Source organism: Frigoribacterium sp. CFBP 13729 (assembly GCF_014841875.1).
In the GTDB taxonomy this organism is placed as follows: Bacteria; Actinomycetota; Actinomycetes; order Actinomycetales; family Microbacteriaceae; genus Frigoribacterium.
Map to the genome: position 1 here is coordinate 61,932 of NZ_JACYUR010000001.1, position 15,580 is coordinate 77,511.

Here is a 15,580-nt window from a genome sequence, read left to right on the forward strand (position 1 = left end):
CGGACCGTCCTGTGCGGTCCGCCTTGCACGATGTCTCGACGCGAAGCTACCATCAGGCGGACACAGACATCCACCTAGTGGATGCCCGTCCGACGTCACAAGGGAGTGAACGTGGCCAGACCGAACGACAAGACGCGACGCCGCCTGCTCGGGGGAGTCGGCGTCGCCGTCACCGCCGCGCTCGTCGGCTTCGCCGCCGTGGACGCCGGGGACGGCACCGCGGGAGCCGATCCGAGAGCCAAGCTGACGGTGATGGCCCCGGCCGCGCCCGGCGGAGGGTGGGACCTCGCGGCCCGGGAGGCGCAGCAGGCGCTGCGGGCCGCCTCCATCGTGAACAACGTCCAGGTGGTCAACGTGCCCGGCGCGGGCGGCACCATCGGCCTGACCCAGTTCGCCGACTTCGACCCCGACCCGACGAACCTCATGATGACCGGCACGGTCATGGAGGGCGCGATCACCGTGCAGGGGTCGGCCGTGAACCTCGAGGACACGACGCCGATCGCCAAGCTCGCCGAGGACTACGAGGTCTTCATCGTTCCCGAGGACTCGCCCTACGAGACCATCGACGACTTCGTCGAGGCCTGGCAGGAGGCGCCCTCCAGCCACGCGATCGGCGGCGGCGGGCTGGGCGGCACCGACCACCTCCTCGCGGGGCTGTTCGCCCGCGAGGTCGGCGTCGACCCCGGCGAGATCAACTACGTCTCGTACCCGGGCGGCGGCGAGGTGCTCACCGCACTGCTGTCGGGCACGGTCGAGATCGGCGTCAGCGGCTACAACGAGTTCAGCGACCAGATCGAGGCCGGCAACCTGCGCGCCCTCGCCCTCTCGGCCGAGGAGCCCGTCGACGGGATCGACGCCCCCACCTTCATCGAGCAGGGCATCGACGTGAACTTGCCCAACTGGCGCGGCATCGTCGCCCCGGCGGGCATCACGACCGCCGAGCGGGACGAGCTCGTCGCCATCATCGACGAGATGGTCGCCTCCGACGAGTGGCAGGACACCCTGCGCCGCAACTCGTGGGAGCCCGCGGTGGTGACCGGCGACGACTTCGTCGAGTTCATCGCCGAGGACCAGGCCCGTGTCGACGCGATCATCGAGGAGCTGGGCCTGTGAGCGGCGTCATCCGGACCGTCTCGGTCACCCGTCGCGCCGTGGTCGTCGCCGACGGCTTCTGGCGCCGCCGCACCGGGCTCATCGTCCCGGCGCTGATGCTCGTCATCGGGCTCGGCCTCGTGGTCGGCACGGTGACGATGGAGGTGCCCGCCAACACGGCCTCGCCCGGCCCGCAGGTCTTCCCCTCGCTGATCGCCGCGCTGGTGATCGTGCTCGCCGTGCTGCTCGCGATCGACGTGCTCCGCAAGCCGGAGTCGGAGAGCGTCGAGGTCGCTCAGCCCGCGGCCCCCGGCCAGCCCGACGACGACCTCGTGCTCGACGAGGAGGGAGAGCCGCAGGCGCTCCGCCCGACGAGCAACCACCGCGCGCTGCTCGGCGCGCTGCTGACCGTCGTCGTGTTCATCGCGGCGCTCACCCCGCTCGGCTGGCTGCTCTCGGGCGCCCTGCTGTTCTGGGGCGTCGCCCGGGCGCTGGGCAGCCAGCGTCCGATCTTCGACATCCCCCTGTCGCTCGCGATCTCGTCGATCGTGCAGCTCGCCTTCTCGGCCGGTCTCGGCCTCAACCTGCCTCCGGGCGTCCTGGGAGGGATCCTCTGATGGAGTCGCTCGCGAACCTCGGCGACGGCTTCGCCACCGTCCTCACGCCGATCAACATGCTCTGGGTGCTCATCGGCGCCCTGCTCGGGACCGCGGTGGGCGTGCTGCCCGGCCTCGGCTCCGCGATGGCCGTCGCGCTCCTCCTGCCGGTCACCTTCTCGCTCGACCCGATCGGCGCCTTCATCATGTTCGCCGGGGTGCTCTTCGGCGGGCTGTTCGGCGACTCGATCTCGGGCATCCTGATGAACACGCCGGGCAACAGCACGGCCATCGCCGGCACGATCGAGGGCCACAAGATGGCCACGAGCGGCCGGGCCGCCCAGGCGCTCGCCACGTCGGCGATCGGCGCGTTCATCGGCGGCATCATCGCGTCGATCCTCGTGGTGTTCTTCGCGCCGCGGCTCGCCGAGCTGGCCACCCTGTTCGGGCCGGCCGAGTACCTCGCGCTGGCGGTGTTCGCCTTCGTGGCGATCTCGGCGGTCGTGACCGAGTCGGTCGTCCGGGGCCTCGGCGCCCTCGCGATCGGCCTGGCGATCTCGGTGGTCGGCATCGACGGCATCTCGGGCGCCTCGCGCTTCACGGCCGGCGTGCCCGAGCTGTTCGACGGCATCGACATCGTCGTCATCACGGTCGGCCTGCTCGCCCTCGGCGAGGTGTTCAGCGTCGCCGCCCGCCGCGGCTCCCGCGACGAGACGCAGCTGCTGCGCTCGACCGGTCGCCTCTGGCTGTCGCGGCGCGAGCTGCGGCTGGCCGCGCCCGCCTGGCTGCGCGGCACGGCGATCGGCATCCCGTTCGGGATCATCCCGGTCGGCGGGGCCGAGGTGCCGACGTTCCTCGCCTACGGCACCGAGAAGCGGCTCGACGCACGTCGCAAGTCCCCGATGTTCGGCCGCGGCGCGATCCAGGGCGTCGCCGGACCGGAGGCGGCCGGCAACGCGACCGCCGGCACCGCGATGGGCGCGCTGCTGGCGCTCGGCCTCCCGACGTCGGCCACCGCGGCGATCCTGCTGGCCGCGTTCCGCCAGTACGGCCTGCAGCCGGGGCCGCTGCTGTTCGACCGCGCGCCGGACCTCGTCTGGGCCCTGCTCGCGAGCTTCTTCGTCGGCATGGTCGTGCTGCTCATCCTCAACCTGCCGTTCGCGCCGCTCTGGGCGAAGCTGCTGAAGGTGCCGCGCCACTACCTCTACGCAGGCATCACCGTCTTCGCGATGCTCGGCGTCTACGCGACGAGCAGCAAGATCCTCGACCTGGCGCTCGTCACGGTGATCGGGCTGATCGGGTTCCTCATGCGCCGCTACGGGCTGCCGGTCGCGCCGATGCTGATCGCGATCATCCTCGGCCCGCTCGCCGAGACGGAGTTCCGCCGGGCGCTGCTCGTCAGCGAGGGCGACCCGTCGATCCTCGTGTCGAGCGGGATCACGGTGACGCTGTACGTGGTGCTGGTGATCGCCGTCGCGGGTGCCGCGTTCACGAAGATTCGGGCGCGGCGTCGGGCTGCGCGCGGCCTCGCCGCCTCGGGTGACGCGCTCGACGCCCGAGAGAAGGAGAACGCGTGACCGACGCCCCACCCGCAGGTTCGACCGTGCCTGGGTCTGCGCCTGCGCCTCGCTCGCTCGAGGGGATCCGCGTCCTCGACATGACGAACGTGCTGGCCGGGCCGTACGCGGCCTACCAGCTGGCGCTGCTCGGAGCGGACGTGATCAAGGTGGAGACGCCGAGGGGCGGCGACCTGGCCCGCCAGCTCGGTGCGTCTGCGGAGCTGAACGGGCGCCTCCTCGGCATCTCGTTCCTCGCGCAGAACGCCCAGAAGCGCTCGCTGACGGTCGACCTGAAGACCGAGGGAGGCGCGGAGGTGCTCCGCAGGGCGGTCGCGGAGTCGGACGTGCTGCTCGAGAACTTCCGGCCCGGGGTGCTCGAGCGGCTCGGCTTCGGGTGGGACGCGCTCCGTGCGATCAACCCGCGGCTCGTCTACGCCGCGATCTCGGGCTTCGGGCAGACCGGGCCGCTGCGCTCGAAGCCCGCCTACGACCAGATCATCCAGGGCAGCTCGGGGATGATGAGCGTCACCGGCACCCCCGACACCGCGCCGCTGCGGGCCGGGTACCCGATCGCGGACACGCTCGGCGGGCTCGCCGCCGCCTTCGCGATCTCGTCGGCCCTGCTCGGGCGGGAACGGACAGGAATCGGCTCGGTCATCGACGTGTCGATGCTCGAGACGGCCGCGACCGCGATGGGCTGGGTCGTCTCGAACCACCTCGTCGCGGGCACCGAGCCGCGTCCGCTCGGCAACGACAACGGCACTGCCGCCCCCTCCGGCACCTTCGCGACGGGCGACGGCGCCCTCAACATCGCCGCCAACAAGCAGGAGCAGTTCGAGCTGCTCTGCGGCGTCGTCGGCCGCCCCGACCTCGTCGCCGACCCTCGGTTCGCCGAGCGGGAGGCGCGCAAGACGCACCGAGCGGCGCTCACCGCCGAGCTCGAGGCGGCTCTCGCCTCGCGGTCCGCGCTCTCGTGGGAGGAAGCACTGAGCGACGCCGGCGTGCCGGCCGCCGCCGTGCTCACGGTCGCCGAGATGCTCGACAGCCCGCAGGTGCGCGACCGGGAGCTGGTGCACTCGCTGCCGTTCCCCGGGGGAGCCGACGGCGACGACCCGCTGCGCGTCATGGGGCACGGGATCCGGATCGACGGGGTGCCGGGCAGGCCCACCGTGTCGCCGCCCCTGCTCGGGGAGCACACGGACGAGGTGCTGGCCGAGCTCGGGTACGACGCGGCAGAGATCCGGGCGCTGCACGAGGGAGGTGCGGTGTGAGCGCGTCAGGTGCTGGTTTGGGTGCTGGTGCCGCCGCCGCCGATTCGCTCGAGGAGCAGCTCGCCGCGGCCCGGGCCGAGAACGCCCGGCTCGAGGCGCGTCTCGCGTCGACGACCGCGTGGTGGTCGACCGCGATCACCAAGATCGCGCCCGGGGTCATCGAGCTGCGCGGCTACCCCGTGCAGCAGCTGATCGGGAACGTGGACTTCATCAGCACGGTGTGGTTGATGACGCGCGGCGAGCTGCCCTCCCCGCAGCAGGCCGCCCTGCTCGAGGCCGCCCTCGTGGCGAGCGTCGACCACGGACCGCAGGCACCGTCGATCGCGAGCGCGCGCATGGCGGCGACCTCGGGCGTCGGCCTCAACTCGGCCATCGCGAACGGGGTCAACGTGCTGGGCGACACCCACGGAGGCGCGGGCCAGCAGTGCGTCGCGCTGCTGAACGAGATGGTCGCGGCACACGAGGGTTCCAGTGCGGGCGAGGGCTCGCGCGCTGACGGGATCGGCGGGGCAGGCGGGCTGGGTGCGGGGCGTCCTCTGGACGAGCTCGCCGCCTCCCTCGTGGCCTCGTACAGGGCGCGCGGCGCTTTCGTGCCGGGCTTCGGCCACCGGTGGCACCCGCGCGACCCGCGTCGGGACCCGTTGCTGACGCTCGTCGAGCGGGCACGCGACGACGGCGTCGTGGCGGGCAAGCACCTCGCGGCTGCCCTGGCGATCGAGGACGAGTTGGCGGCCAAGGACGTCCCGATGAACATCGACGGGGTCTCGGCCGTCGTTTACGGCGAGCTCGGCATCGAGCCGGAACTCGCGCGCGGCCTCTTCGTGCTGTCGCGGTCGGTCGGCATCCTCGCGCACGCCTGGGAAGAGTCGCAGTCCGGCCAGCGCATCAAGGGTCCGCTGCCGAAGGGCTTCCTCGCCGACTACACGGGCCCGCCCACCCGCGCCGTTCACTTAGCGCCTTCTAGTCGATGAAGACGCCAGGATCCACATCTGGCTTCGCGGGGTCTTGTAACAGGGAGAGGGTCCGCCGGTGAAAATCATCGGGGCTGAAGGAAGGTAACTGCTCCTCCTGCAGGACTAGGACGCCTACCTTTCGAAGGAGAACCGCGTTTAAGGCCTCGACTCGCTCCGTGGCGATGCGCCACAATGTTGAGGGTGGGCGCCCCGTGCCTCCAAACCTGGCTCCGGCGTATTGGGGGGCGGAAGCAATTACCACTAGCAGGCTGACAGACCTGGCGAGCGCCGGTCTACCTCTTCTTCCCCGGGGTATCGGGCCCTCCGGAACGCCCCTCGCGGCCATCGCCAGGCGGAGCATGCTCCGTTGCAACATGTCTATAACTATTGGGCTTCTTGGTGAAACTATTCGAACTTCCACCGCGAAGCTCGTCCACTTTTCTGGATCACGAGCGCGTGCAACAAAATCGAGAATGGACATTCTCTGCGGGCCGTCCGTCGTGGGAACGCGCACCCCTGTTTCCAATGAGTGCGTGTCTTCGTACGAGACCATGATGAGCTCGCCTACTCGACCCTCAAGCCTTTCTAGGCGGAGTCGCTGTGAAGCATGATCATCGGCGACTCGTGTCGCATTGGCCTCACGATGAGAATCAGCTTCTCTACTGTCCGACGCGCCAGATGCTTCTGGGGAGGCAACCCTGCTGGCAGAATCATCTTCACTCTCGTGAGATGTAGCCGGACTTTCTGTTTCATTTGTTTCAAGATCGAGCTTCTGCGCGCGTTCTTCTTGGGTTGCATACGTGGTTTGGCCTAGAACGCGCCGCTGACGGAATGCCTCATCTTCGTCTGCGTCAACCTTGACCTGACGGGACCGCCAAGCTAACAGGCCATAGACCGTAAGAATCAGGCCAAGGAACACGAGACTTCCACTAACCCACGGATACGCCTGAAGGGCCAGAAGATACTGCTCGGCTCTGGTCTCTGCGGCCCGCTCGAGTGTCTTCTCAGCCGCAGCATTGCGAAATGATTCTGGTACAGCGGCTCGCATGACGAACCAAGGGATGGTCGCCGCTGAGGCGATCAAGACAAGGCCCACTGACGACACAAACTTGTAGAAACTGCTGTAATCGACCTTGAAAGGTTCGAGAGGATTACTCACAAGTTCAGCATGGCACATACACGGGGCCGTGGCGGACAGGCGGGCCTGCATACGAATGCTCGCTGAAGAGGGCAGGGCAGGACCCAGGACGTGGCGCTTCACTTTTACCGCGTCGCGGGTGGCGTACCGCGACATTCGTGAGAGCTCAAGACGGTTCCATCGCTTGAGCGTGTGCACGCCAACCCGCCGTGGGCGACGGGAAGTCGCCGACGTGGGGTTTGGAGCAGAAAGGTCCAGAGGGTACTGGCGGGGCTGACGGTCATGAGCAGGCGGGGTCGAGAGGTCAACAACCGTCCCTCGAGCTCGACGAAGGCACCGTTGTCGACCACTCGGCGGCAGGATGGGCGCGGGAGAGCGGAACCGGCGGTCGGAGGCGGGTCGGGGAAGCGGCGCGGGGCTAGCCGAGCAGGGCAGGGTCGAGGCCGTGGCGCTCGACCTCCATCGCCTCGCGGATCGTGAGCGGCCAGATGCGCGAGAGCTCGGGGCGGGTCGGGTCGCTCGAGATGTAGGCCACGCTCTCGACGTGCTGCTCGAAGGCGGCGACCTTGTCGCGCGGGGCTCCCACGACGAGCTGGAACCCGAGCGAGCGCAGGGCCGACAGGGCGCGGCCGGTGTATTCCGTGTCGGCCTTGACGAAGCCCTCGTCGAGCACGATCGGCGCGTAGGTCGGCACCCGGTCGGTGCCGTCGCCGAGCCGGAACCGCAGGGCGGCGCCGAGCACGAACGCGATCAGCTCCTGGCCCTCGCCGCCCGACTTGCCGGCCACGCCCTCGTGCACGATCTGGGTGCCGTCGGCCCGCGTCTCGATCGCCCGGAACTGGAAGTGCTCCCGCGCGTCGAGCACCCGACGGCGCCACGCGTCGCCGACCTTCGAGCGCTCCTCGAGGTGGGCGAGGTCGCGCCGGAGGCGGAGGAACCGACGCTCGACCTCGGCCGGTTCCCGAGACGGGACGGCTGCACCCGTCGTCGCCGCGCCTCCTGCGCCTGCGCCCGCGCCGCCTGGGCCTGAACCTCCGCCCGCGTCCGGCGCATTCGCCGACCCGCGCCCGTCGCCCAGGTGCTCGCGCAGGGTCCGCCGGAAGTCGGCCAGGTCGCTGTTCGACACGGGACGCGGCTCGATGTCGAGCGTCGACCCCTCGCGGAACTCGATCGCCCGCAGCGCCTCCGAGATGGGGCGGACGCCGCGCCGGATGACGTGGCCGTCCTCCTCGATCTGCACGAGCAGTGCACGGAGGCTGTCGCCCATGTCGCTGCCGGCCTTCTCGAGCCAGCTCTCCTTGGCGTGCGGCAGGTCGTCGTCGACGAGCCCGCGGTGGATCGCGAGCACGGCGGGCAGGCTGTCGATCGTCGCGTCGATCCCGGCGTTGCGGTCGAGCTCGAGGTAGCGCGCGAAGACGAGCTCGAGGGTCAGCTCGTGCTGGCCCCGCTCGCGGTCGTGCGCGTCGATCTGCGACCGGAGCTGGGCGGCGGCGTCACGGCGCGACCGCTCGACGTCGGCCGCCTCGCGCGGCGCGGTGAAGGGAAGCGTGCTGAGCAGCGCTCGCTCGTGGTCGTCGAGCGGGTCGGCGCCGTGCAGGGCGTCGCTGAACGCGTCCTCGATGTCGACCAGGGTCGCGTGCGTCTGCTCGAGCTGGTCGAGCACCTGCTGCACCTCGGCCCCGCGGCGGACCGCCTCGAGCCTGGCCTCGTCGTGCTCGGCCGCGGCGGCCTGCAGCGTCGCGACCTCGGGACGCTCGAGGGCGACCCGCTCGAGCTGGCCGCCCAGGTCGTCGAGGCGGGCGCGAGCCGGGCCGGCGTCGACGTCCGACCAGCTCGTCTCGACGGCGCGCTCGATCGTCTCGACCACGCGGCGTCGGGCACCGGCGACGGTCTCGGCCGCGTCCCACTCGGCACGGGCGGCGTCGAGGGAGCGGGTCAGCTCGTCGATCTCGTCGCCCAGCTCGGCGACGCGGGCGGCGTTGTCGAGGCCGATCCAGGAGCGGATCCGACGGTCGTCCTTCGTGACGCGACGACCGCCTCCGGTACGGAGGCCTGCCCGGGTCACGGCCCCGCGCGCGCCGTCGGGCAGCGGAACGTCGAGGTCGTCGGCACCCTCGACGCAGAGGACGCTGCGCTCGGCGACGAGCTCGTCGTGCAGCCAGCCGCGGAACGGGCTCGCCTCGTCGAGCACGAGCATCGACGGCACCGTGCGGGCGATCGGCGCGAGACGCGGCGTGAAGCCCGGGGTCGCGGGCACGAGGGTGACGCGGCCGCGCATGTCCTCGGCGTCGACGAAGCGGCGGACGGCCGCGAAGTCGTCCGAGTCGACGAGGAGGTGCGTGGCCAGCTCGCCGAGGACCCGCTCGACCGCGGTGCTCCAGTCGCGGTGCTCGGGGGCGACCTCCATCAGCTCGCCCGCGTAGGGCAAGCGCGAGACGGGCACGCCCGTGCCGTCCGCGATGCGACGGCGGCGCTCGACGGCCTCGTCGGGGACGTTGCTGCGGCGGCGCTCGAAGGACTCCTTCTGGCGCTGGCGCTCGCCCACGGCACGACGCGTCTCGGCGATGCGGGCGGCGAGCTCGCCGCGCAGCTCGTCGTGCTCGCGGCGGGCGGTCTTCTCCTCGGCGGCGAGCGACGAGGCGCGACCGCGCAGGGTCTCGAGCTCGTCGGCCGAGGTCGGCACGGCCTCGCCGACGCCCTCGAGCGGCGCGGCGAAGCGCCGGTGCTGCGCCTCGACGCGGGCGAGCGCGTCCTCGGCCCAGCGCACCTGCTCGCGGAGGGAGTGCGACGGGTCGCCGCCGAGATCGGCGATCTGTGCGAGGGCCTGCTCACGGGCACGGAGCGCGACCTCCTCGTCGTCGGCCGCGCGCCTCCTCGTCTCGGTCGCCTCGCGCTTCGCGAGCTGGACGCGGTCGACCTCGCCGCCCACCCAGTCGCCGACCTTGCCGGCCAGCCAGACGCGCAGACGGCTCGGCTCGGCGCCGGGCTCGTCGCCCTCGGCCAGCAGCCGGCGCTTCGCCGTCGCGTCGTCGCCCGCGGCCTGCCACTGCTCGGCGAGGGCGGGCACGGGCTCGAGCACCTCGAGCTTCTTGCGGGTCGTCTCGAAGACGTCGTAGAGCTGCGAGGCCTCGCGGTAGGTCACGAGCGTCGTCTCCCAGCGGCTCAGGGCCTTGGGCTGCGTCAGCACGAACTGCGTGAAGAGCTCGTCGATCGAGAAGACGCCCTTCGACGCCTGGGCACGACGCAGCAGCGTCAGCGCCTTGAGCTGCGACTCGTCGCTCCCGCCGATGCCGAGCACGCCGCAGAGCCGGACGCGCAGCTCGGGCTGCGAGTAGGTCACGAGGTCGTGCGCAGGGTCGACGAGGCGGCTGAGCGAGCTCTTCGTCAGCGGGGAGGTGCTGGTGGGGTCGCGGCGGGCCTCAGTGAGGCGGCTGAGGTCGAAGCGGCCGCGGACGAGCAGGTAGACGGTCGACTGGGTGACCTCGTCCTGGCTGGACGTCTCGGGGCCGATCCAGGCGAGGCGGACGGCGGTGAGGGTCTCGCCGAGCTCGGTGCTCCAGGTGATGGCCGAGCCGCTCGCGAAGGCCTCGCCGAGCGGGCGGAGGAACCGCGTCGTCGTCTGGTCGGAGGCGGCGTCGCGCACCTCGTCGGTCTTGCCGCGGGCGTAGCTGTAGACGGTGCGCTCGGAGCGCTGGCGGGAGTCGTCCCGGGCAGCCCGGTTGAACTCCTGCGGGTTCGGCATGATGACGGCGCTCATCGCGTCGAGCACGGTCGACTTGCCCCGCCCGGTCGGGCCGAGGATCGCGATGCCGCCGCGCCCGACGGGCATGCGGTGCAGGCCGGCGTAGCTGCCCCAGTTGAGCAGCTGCACGAGCTCGATGCGGTACTGGCCCGAGTGGAACATGCCGAGGTCGGGAGCGTCGTCGGGGGCGACGTCGACGTCGAGCGCGGGGGTCTCGGGTGTCGAGCCGCTGGTCCCGGTCGTCCCGGCCGTGACAGCGGGGCTGGGCGCTGGTGTGCCGACTGCGGCGGCCGGGGTGGCCGGGCCGGCCGGGGCAGCCGAGGAGGCGGCGGTCGCGTCGGCGGGGGAGGCGGGGGTCATGCCGGGTCTGCTTCCGTGTCGCGGGGGAGGTCGAGCGGGAGGTCGAGGTCGAGCGCGACCGCCGTGGGGTCGGGGGCGTGCTCGTCGGCGTCGGGCTCGTCGAGCTCCGCACCGACGTCGAGGCCGCTGCCGGTCTCGGAGTCAGCATCGAGGTCGGCGTCCGGTTCGGCCTCGTCGAGGTCGAGACCGGCCTCGAGGTCGGGACCGACCTCGACGTCGGGACCCGCGCCTCCTGCGGCGTCGAGGTACACCTGCTCGAGGTGCGCCAGCTGCTCGGGCCTGACCAGGGGGACGATCGCGGGCGAGACGGTGAAGAGCTGCGGGTCGTCGGGCTCGGGCTCGAGCAGGTCGCGGGACACCATCGCGGCGATCGCGGCGTCGACGCGGCGGTCGGCCCGCACCTCGTCGCGGCCCGTGTCGTCGTGGAAGCGCCCGAGGAACTCGGCGACCTGGTCGCGGGAGACGACGACGGCCTCGTCGTCGCCGTCGGTGTACGCGTGCTCGCGCCGCAGGAACACGAGCAGGAACGACGCGTCGCGCGACAGCGGCTTCTCGCGGCGCAGCAGCACGGGGGCGTCGTCGCCGCCCGACTGGCGCTTGAACGCGACCTCGTGGCGGTGGTCGACCTCGAGGTCGAGGAACAGCTCGGACAGGCGGGCGCGGATGTCGGCCTCGTGTGCCAGGAGGCCGGCCCACGCCTCCTTCTGCCTCGCCCGCGAGACGAAGCGGTGGGTCAGCAGGGTGACGAGCGCGCGACGGCCGGCGAGGGGGAGCGTGCCGGGGGCGGCGAGGACGTCGGCGGCATCGGCGGCATCGTCGGTGCCGGCGTCCGGTGCGGCGTCCTCGACCTCGGGCGTCGTGTCGACGGGGGCATCGGTCATGAGGGGTCTCCCTGGAGGTGCAGCGGGGAAGCATCGTCGGCGGAGGCGGCGCCTGTCAACTCAGCGGAGGACGTCGCCGTGAAGACGAGGCGCGGCAGCACGACCTCGCGGCCCGTGCCTCCCTCGTCGGCGGTGAGCACGACGGACTCGCGGTCGTCGGTGACGACGCCCCGGTCGACGGCGAGGTCGAGCATGCTCAGCACGAGGCCGAGGCGGCGGAACTCGGGCTCGGTGGCGAGCCACACGTCGGTGCTCGACACCTCGGCACGCTCGCCGAGGAGGCGGTCGAGCGTGCCCGCGACGGCGGCGGGGCTCGTGCCGGCGGTGAGGCGCAGCGCGACGCGGTCGGCCTCGGGCAGGGCGAGGTCGCCCTCGGTGACCTGCACGTCGACGGTGGGCCGGCCGCGCTCGCTCCAGAGCTGCAGCTGGGTGAGGTCGACGGCGTCGAGGGGGCCGAGGCCGAGCACGTCGGCGGGCAGCACGGCGGCTCCCGGCCGCTGCTCGGCCCAGGCGGCACCCGCGTCGAGGGCACGGTCGGCGAGGGCGAGCAGCCGCTGGTGCCGGTCGGCGCCCGAGCGGCTGAGGAACCGGCGGAGCGACGACGTCCAGCGGCCGTACGTCTCCTGCACGGCCTGCTCCTCGGCGAGCAGCGACGAGATGAGCTGCTCGAGCTGGGCGCGCTGGCGCTCGCCGATCTGGGAGGCGGCGTCCGGCTGGGCGAGGACCGTCTCGATGTCGGCACGCATCTGGTCGATCTCGCTCGACGACAGCATCTGGGCGAAGCCGCGGTAGGCCCGCCCCTCGGGCGTCTGCTCGAGCAGGTCGTTCTCGCGGAGGTACTGGTCGACGAGCGCACCCTTGCCGAGGTCCTCGCTCGCGGCACGGCGGGCGACCTCGCGGTGCCGCTGCTCGACCATCGCGCTCAGCTGACGGAAGTCGGCGGGCAGGGACGCCGTCAGCCGGACGACCTCGTGCAGCTGACGGCTCAGCGCGTCGAGGGGGACCGGCTCGGTGCCGTGCTGCTCGATCCGGTCGCGCCGACGCTGAAGGTCGGCGAGCTGCGCGTCGATCCGGCCGAGCTGCGACTCGACGCTCGGGTCGGCGAGCCCGGCCAGCTGCCTGACGGCGTTCGCGATGCTGCCGAGGCGCGCCTCGCTGACGGCGTTGTCCGCCTCGACGAGCTCGCGCACGATCCGCAGCGCCCGGAGCGCGTGCGGCGAGAGCCGGTACTCGGCACGGGCCGTGTCCGCCGAGGAGGCGCGGGTGCGGACGAGCCACCGGGCGTCGACCCAGCTGCGGCAGTAGTCCGCCGGGGTGGCGCGCGTCTCGGGTGCGGGGCCGTCCGGGGCGGGCGCGGGCGGCGCCTCCTCGGCGGGGTGCTGGTCGTGGGCCGGCTGCTCGGTGCTGTTCTGCTCGGTGCTGTTCTGCTCGAGGGCGTCGGCGACGCGCTGGTGGAACCAGTCGGCCGAGACCGGGCCCTCGGCCTGCTCGAGGTGCTCGGAGAAGAGGGGGACGACCCACCGGCTGTTCGTGCTGCGGAGGAGCGCCCAGGTCGGGTCCGCCTCCCACACGTCGCGCACGTCGTCGCGGGTGAGGGGGCCTCCGGGAGCTGCCGCCTCGGGGGCGGGGGCTGCTGTCTCGTCCACCGTTCGTCCCCTCCTGAGCCGTGCCGACCGTGCTCGATGTCGACGGACGACGATACCGTGCGCGGGCGGCGGGCCCTGCCTCGGCGGGTCCCCGTCGTCGCCGGCGGGCGGGCGCCCACCCGCCGCCGGGCACGGTGACCCGCCGCACTGCACGGCGACCCGCCGCACGGCACGGGAACCCGCCGACCGGACGAGATCAGAGCCGCGCGGTGCTCCACTCGACGTCGAGGGTCGCCGTCGCACCCGGAGCCAGGGTCGTCAGCGGTCCGAGCACCTCGAGCTCGACGAGGTGGGCGGAGGGGTGCAGGCCCTCCAGCGACTCGATCGGGGCGGCGGTGGGCCGCTGCAGCCAGACCTCGACCTTCGAGCCTCCGTCGGGCCACGTGCCCGCCCCGTCCGGCGCCGTCGCGAGGCCGATCTCGAGCCCGTCGGGGCCGTGCAGCTCGACCGACCCGGACGCGTCCGGGTAGCCTCGCTTCGCGACGCCGGTGCCGAGCGGCAGGGCCACGTCGCGGCCGCGGCGCGTGCTGTGCAGCTCGCCCTCGTACGTGCCGAGGTCGAGCTCGACGGCCTCGTTGACGTGGGGGACGACGACGACGGCGTCGCGGGCGGCTCGGCCGTCGGGCCCGTCGGGCCCGCCGGTGTCGACCTGGCACACCTCCCAGATCGCCCAGCGCCGGCTCGTCCCCGAGGTGTTCGTGAAGGTGACCCGTTCGGTGAACGACGACGTGCCGTCGAGGAGGCGGAACTCGCGGACGACGCGGAGCCCGGTCCGCGGGTCGTCGCCGCTGGTGAGCGTCACGGTCGCCTCGGCGTCGTCCGCCTCCCACTCTGCCGTCCACGGACCCGAGTCGAGGACGGGATCGGGCGGGCCTGCCCACTCGTCCGGCCCCGACCACCCCTGCGGCGCCGGCCAGGTCTTGGAGCCGCCGAGGTTCGCCCAGGTGTCCATGCCGCCGTCGCTCGCGGGCCAGTCGGCCACCGGCACGAGCGGCACGAGGTCCGCGCCGACGAGCTCGGGGTTCTGCCAGAGCAGCTCACGGCCGCCCGCGACGAGCGACAGGAGCCGCCCGCCTCGGGTCGGCGCGAAGGCCAGGACCAGCTCGTCGGTCGTGACACGGAGGAGGGGCAGGTCGGCCCGCCCGGTCCGCTCGACGACGACCGTCACGAGGCGGCGTGCCCGACGGTCGTCGTCCGCGACGCGGGCTCCTCGCGCACGGGAGCGCCGTCCGGCACGAGCACGACCTTGCCGGTCGCCCCAGCGGCCGCGATCCGGTACGCCTCGTCGGCGTCGCCCAGCGGGAGGCGGTGCGACACCACGATCTCGGGGCTGAGGCCGCCCTCGGCGATCATCCGCGCGACGTCCTCCATGCCCTGCAGCGACGTCACCCACGAGGCAGTGAGGGTGAGCTGCTTGTGCAGCAGCGTGTCCGAGACCTCGGTCTCGAGCCGGCCGCCCTCGCCCAGCAGGCCGACGCGGCCCCACTCGGCCGCCGCCTCCACCGCGGTCGACCGGCCCGGCGTGCTGCCCGAGCAGTCGACGGCGACCTGGCAGCCGACTCCGTCGGTGAGGGCCAGCACGGCCGACACGGCGTCGGCGTCGGCGAGCACGACGTCGTCGACGAGGCCCGTGGCGCGGACGAACTCGATGCGCTCGGGTGAGCGCTCGACGCCGATCACGCGACGGGCGCCGAGCATCCGGCCGAGCATGGCGGCCGCCAGGCCGACGGGCCCGAGGCCCACGACGAGCAGGTCCTCGCCGCCGTGCACGCCCGTGCGGCGGAGGCCTTCGTACGCGGTGCCGAAGCCGCACGCGATCAGGGCGCCGTCGACGTACGAGAGGCCGTCGGGAAGCGGCACGCAGGTCGACTCGTCGACGAGCACGTACTCGGCGTGGCCCCCGTCGCGCTGCCAGCCGTACGAGGCCTTGTGCGGCTGGTCGGTGCAGCTGATGAAGTAGCCGGAGCGGCAGTTGCGGCACCGGCCGCAGCCCTGGATGTGGTAGACGATCACGTCGTCGCCGACGCCGAAGCGGGTCACGCCCGGCCCCGCCGAGACGATGCGCCCCGAGGGCTCGTGCCCGGCGACGACGCCCTTGTATGCCGGCGCGCCGTCGAGGCCCTTGTGGGTCTTGTAGCCGCCGTAGATGAAGCCGATGTCGCTGCCGCAGATGCCGCTGGCGCCGACCTGCACGAGCACCTGGCCGGGGCCGGGCGTCGGCACGTCGCGGGTGCGCAGCTCGGCGGTGCGGTCGCCGGGCAGGAACACGCCCTGCATGGTGTCGGGCAGCGACGAAGAGGTGCCCGTCGCGCCGGCGGGGGAGGGTGCGGTGGTGGTCATGG

The 15,580-nt window shown here is 72.5% G+C and carries 11 protein-coding genes; 5 read left to right on the forward strand and 6 right to left on the reverse strand.

Annotation, left to right across the window (positions count from 1 at the left end; translation table 11 throughout):
- Positions 1 to 111: 111 nt before the first annotated feature.
- Genes IFT77_RS00275 through IFT77_RS00295 form a run of 5 tightly spaced genes read left to right on the forward strand, consistent with a single transcriptional unit; the run spans position 112 to position 5,489 of the window.
- Positions 112 to 1,113 carry a Bug family tripartite tricarboxylate transporter substrate binding protein gene (locus tag IFT77_RS00275; RefSeq protein ID WP_371740842.1) on the forward strand — a complete coding sequence of 334 codons (1,002 nt, stop codon included), beginning with the start codon at positions 112 to 114 and terminating at the stop codon, positions 1,111 to 1,113.
- Positions 1,110 to 1,709 carry a tripartite tricarboxylate transporter TctB family protein gene (locus IFT77_RS00280; RefSeq protein WP_197980370.1) on the forward strand — a complete coding sequence of 200 codons (600 nt, stop codon included), beginning with the start codon at positions 1,110 to 1,112 and terminating at the stop codon, positions 1,707 to 1,709. The genes IFT77_RS00275 and IFT77_RS00280 overlap by 4 nt, the downstream gene beginning before the upstream one ends.
- The gene (locus IFT77_RS00285; protein WP_192168962.1) at positions 1,709 to 3,265 is read left to right on the forward strand and encodes a tripartite tricarboxylate transporter permease; all 1,557 of its coding nucleotides are present in this window, start codon (positions 1,709 to 1,711) and stop codon (positions 3,263 to 3,265) included. The genes IFT77_RS00280 and IFT77_RS00285 overlap by 1 nt, the downstream gene beginning before the upstream one ends.
- Entirely contained in the window at positions 3,262 to 4,518 is a 1,257-nt protein-coding gene (locus IFT77_RS00290; protein WP_371740843.1) for a CaiB/BaiF CoA transferase family protein, read from the forward strand. Before IFT77_RS00285 ends, IFT77_RS00290 begins: the two co-directional genes overlap by 4 nt.
- Entirely contained in the window at positions 4,515 to 5,489 is a 975-nt protein-coding gene (locus IFT77_RS00295; RefSeq protein WP_371740844.1) for a citryl-CoA lyase, read from the forward strand. Before IFT77_RS00290 ends, IFT77_RS00295 begins: the two co-directional genes overlap by 4 nt.
- Here IFT77_RS00295 and IFT77_RS00300 read toward each other — a convergent pair.
- The 6 genes from IFT77_RS00300 to IFT77_RS00325 all read right to left on the reverse strand — a co-directional run bounded on the left by IFT77_RS00300 (position 5,479) and on the right by IFT77_RS00325 (position 15,578).
- Positions 5,479 to 6,630 carry a hypothetical protein gene (locus tag IFT77_RS00300; RefSeq protein ID WP_192168963.1) on the reverse strand — a complete coding sequence of 384 codons (1,152 nt, stop codon included), beginning with the start codon at positions 6,628 to 6,630 and terminating at the stop codon, positions 5,479 to 5,481. The genes IFT77_RS00295 and IFT77_RS00300 overlap by 11 nt on opposite strands.
- 397 nt (positions 6,631 to 7,027) lie before the next feature.
- Entirely contained in the window at positions 7,028 to 10,711 is a 3,684-nt protein-coding gene (locus IFT77_RS00305) for an ATP-binding protein (RefSeq protein ID WP_192168964.1), read from the reverse strand.
- Positions 10,708 to 11,592 (reverse strand): DUF4194 domain-containing protein, encoded by an 885-nt coding sequence (locus IFT77_RS00310; RefSeq protein ID WP_192168965.1) that lies wholly within the window; start codon positions 11,590 to 11,592, stop codon positions 10,708 to 10,710. Before IFT77_RS00310 ends, IFT77_RS00305 begins: the two co-directional genes overlap by 4 nt.
- Positions 11,589 to 13,238, reverse strand: coding sequence for a DUF3375 family protein (locus IFT77_RS00315; RefSeq protein WP_192168966.1), 1,650 nt, complete (start codon positions 13,236 to 13,238; stop codon positions 11,589 to 11,591). Before IFT77_RS00315 ends, IFT77_RS00310 begins: the two co-directional genes overlap by 4 nt.
- Before the next feature lie 196 nt (positions 13,239 to 13,434).
- Positions 13,435 to 14,406 (reverse strand): DUF4380 domain-containing protein, encoded by a 972-nt coding sequence (locus tag IFT77_RS00320; protein ID WP_192168967.1) that lies wholly within the window; start codon positions 14,404 to 14,406, stop codon positions 13,435 to 13,437.
- A complete protein-coding gene (locus IFT77_RS00325) occupies positions 14,403 to 15,578 on the reverse strand; it encodes a zinc-binding dehydrogenase (RefSeq protein ID WP_197980371.1) in 1,176 nt (391 codons plus the stop codon). The genes IFT77_RS00320 and IFT77_RS00325 overlap by 4 nt, the downstream gene beginning before the upstream one ends.
- Between the last annotated feature and the right edge of the window lie 2 nt (positions 15,579 to 15,580).